General features: G+C 30.7%; 3 protein-coding genes. All 3 read right to left on the bottom strand.

The annotated features are described in order from the left end of the window. Positions 1-33: 33 nt before the first annotated feature. The 3 genes from HX088_RS13730 to HX088_RS13720 all read right to left on the bottom strand — a co-directional run bounded on the left by HX088_RS13730 (position 34) and on the right by HX088_RS13720 (position 3,049). Positions 34-381, bottom strand: coding sequence for a hypothetical protein (locus HX088_RS13730; RefSeq protein WP_286484464.1), 348 nt, complete (start codon positions 379-381; stop codon positions 34-36). 79 nt (positions 382-460) lie between these two features. After that, complete coding sequence (locus HX088_RS13725) at positions 461-2,071, bottom strand: glycoside hydrolase family 10-like protein (RefSeq protein ID WP_286484463.1); 1,611 nt, start codon at positions 2,069-2,071, stop codon at positions 461-463. Positions 2,072-2,248: 177 nt separating this feature from the next. Then, entirely contained in the window at positions 2,249-3,049 is an 801-nt protein-coding gene (locus HX088_RS13720) for a T9SS-dependent choice-of-anchor J family protein (protein WP_284583850.1), read from the bottom strand. Between the last annotated feature and the right edge of the window lie 440 nt (positions 3,050-3,489).

Here is a 3,489-nt window from a genome sequence, read left to right as displayed (position 1 = left end):
AGAAAGTTTGGCTATATTAGCCCTATCGAAAAACTAAAATCTACTTGGCCAGTTGCACTTATAACTTGAACATGGCTTTCTATAAATATGTAAAGATGTTTCTCCTTTATTTTTCACAATAGAGTCTCCTTTTTCAATAAATTTATCAGCTTCATCGTAAGGTAAAAAATAGTCAAAAAAATTGACTCTAACCATTCGCTTATTTCTTCTACTTTCATATTTTGTATAAATTTTTTGAACAATTCCTTTGTATTGGATTGTTTTATAATATTCATTAGGAACATAAGGTTTAGAGAAAAGAAAAAAATAACCAGCTACTCCTCCCAAAAATAAAAGAGGAATAAATAGCATTACATAAAGAATTATATTTTCTTTTTTCATTAGAAATTATTTAGAACTAAATATACAAAAACTGGACCTCAAGTTGAAGTCCAGTTTTTATTTTATATCCATTAAAATTTTAATTAATTCTTTCAGCAACGTAATCACTTTCGTTACCTATACGGTCTACAGCTTTTAGCGCAACAGCGGTTAAGCTTTTTCCATCTTTATGTTTTAAAACGGTTTGGTTCGTTTTTGTTTTCTCCAATATAGAGGTTTCCCAATCGTTGTTGTAACGTGTGTACAAAATCCATTTTGACACATTTGATTGCATTTTATAATCACTCCAATTCATTACAACTTCCGATGTTTTAGCATTTACAATTAAACTTGGTTTTGCCAAATGATCTGTTTTTATCCAATTCATCGTTGGTACTAACGCTTTTGTTTTGTAAGGTCCTTCTTTTAAATAACTCAGCATCGAAGGATTTTTTGTTAAACCTGCAATACTCCAGTGAATTACACCTATATTATTTTGTAAAATTTCACCAGCCATTTTAACTTGATTTGTAATCTCCGTTGATCTGTCCGAAACTTTAACTTCAACTGTATTCAAACCAGGCCATAGGTGACGATTATGTGTGTTTTCAGATTTCCACCATTCTAATAATTTAGGAAAACTTTGCCCAGTTGAGTTAATTGGCCAATACAATTGAGGTGAAAAATAATCAACCCAACCTTTATTTAACCATAATTTTGCGTCAGCGTATAATTCATCATATTGCGAAGAACCTGTAATTCCAGAAGGGTAGCCCGGTTTCCATATTCCAAAAGGACTAATTCCAAATTTCACAAAAGGTTTTTCTTCTTTTATTTCTTTGTATATTCTTTCGATAATTGTGTTCACGTTTTGACGACGCCAATCTGCTCGCGATAAATTTCCTCCATTATTTTTGTAAACATTCCATGTTTTAGTATCAGGAAAATCTGCTCCGCCATTGTAAGAAGCATAAGGATAAAAATAATCATCAAAATGAACACCATCAATGTCATAACGAGAAACAATATCACGAACAACTTCTGAAACGTGATCTTGTGTTTTCTTATCAGCAGGGTCGAACCAGTACATTCCATTTTTCAATCTCACCACATTGTTTGGAGATTTTTTCACCATAGATTCGCTGGTTACAGAGCCACCGCTACTATGATGTGCTCGATATGGATTTAACCAAACATGCAATTCTAAACCTCTTTTATGTGCTTCTTCTACCCAAAATTCTAAGGGGTCGTAATAAGGAGAAGGTGCTTTCCCTTGTTGTCCAGTTAAAAAATAAGACCAAGGCTCTAAATTACTTTTATACATTGCATCTGCAGCCGGACGAACTTGAAATATAACTGCATTAAAATTGTTAGCTTCTAACATATCCAACAACTTTATCGCTTCATCTTTTTGCTGTGTTGTCGATAAATCTCGTTTCGAAGGCCAATTGATATTTGCAACAGAAGCCACCCATGCTGCTCGGAATTCGCGATTAACATCGGGTAATTTTACTGTAAAAATGTCGTCTTTTTTTGTAGAAATTTCTGTTTTAGGTGTAGTCGGAATTGTAGGTTCAGCAGGTTTTGTAGGTTGCTTAGTTTCTACTTTTTTATAGACTATTTTGTTCGAACTTTTATTAGATGAACAAGATGTTAATCCAATAGAAGTAACTCCAAGACACAATAAAATATGTTTAAAATTAATTTTCATTTGTTGAATGATAGATTTAGAATTACAAAATTAAGAAATAAGCCAATAGAAAACGTTTTTTTATCAATTCTTTATGAATTTAAAGCGAATAGAATGCTTACATATAAAAGCTTTCTATCCGTTTTATGTAACATTGTTTTGTAATTAAATATATGAAAATTTATCAAAAACTGAACGTTAATCTTTAATTACTTTTATTGTTTTTTTACTGTTCTCACTACTTATTTTTACCATATACGTTCCTTTTGGTAATTTTGAAATATCGACATCAATGTTAGCAGAATCGTACACTTTTTTAATTAACGTTTTACCAGATAAATCAAAAATTTCAATGTTTTTGATGTTGTGATCGTTTTTAATCGTTAAAACATCTTTTACAGGATTAGGATAATACGTCAATTTTGTTTTATTTACTTCTTGCGTAGCCAATGATTCTTTTTTGATGATAATATTATCTAAGCTTAAGTAAAATTGATCTGGATCAGAAAAGGCTCTAAAAGCAATATAATAGACTCCATCGGTAGGAACTTCAAAATTTACAGAAGCTGTTTCGTAAGGGTAATTTATAATTTCTTCATCAATCCAAAGTCTTTGTGTCATCGACTCGACATCAGGATTCAAGCCAATTAGTACTTCCATTTTTTCTGGAAACCAAGCATCAATTCCCATATAATCAAATTGTAGATTAATATTTTCGTTTGCTTTTAAATTAAGACCTTTTGAAAATAAATATGAATTAGCTGGATTATCATGAAAATAGTACATCATATAATATTTTCCTTCTGAAGGATCTGGCGTTTCTGAAGAAGCTTGATGAACGGCCCAATTGTTACCATTTCCAGCATTAATAATTGTCCATCCGTCAAGGTCCTCCGTTTCGAAACCGTACGAATAAGGTAAATCTGTGGCAGATTTATTTTGTGCATTTAGTGAGTATGTACCTAATAATAAAGTACTCAATAGTAAAATTTTTTTCATTTATTTTAGTGTTTAATTGTTTAAGAATTAGAAGATACAAAAACAAATGCTAACACAATTAAAATATTCAAAAAATAGACCTGATTTACATTAAATCTTAACTAATTCTATTATTTCTTTGAAAAAATTACGGAAAGGAATACTTTTACATCAATAAAATACTATGTTTCTAATTATATGTTTTGGAGTATTGATAATTTGTATGAATGTTATTTTACAATCAACATTTACAGTACATTCCCTTAAATATCTGCATAAATTCAATTTCAAAAACCAACGACTATCTATTAGTCATGTTTTGTGGCAAATGGCTCTATCAGTGTCTTTACTTACTTTGTTGCATGGCGCGCAATGTACAATATGTACACTGCCCCCAAAAAGTTAGACACTTTTGGGGGCATTTTTTATGACAAGAAAAGTAAAATATGGTGTAGCATTTA

The organism is Empedobacter sp. 225-1 (assembly GCF_030328185.1).
GTDB classification, from domain to species: domain Bacteria; phylum Bacteroidota; class Bacteroidia; order Flavobacteriales; family Weeksellaceae; genus Empedobacter; species Empedobacter stercoris.
The sequence above is the reverse complement of the archived record's forward strand: the minus strand, read 5'-3'. Positions and strand labels throughout refer to the sequence as shown.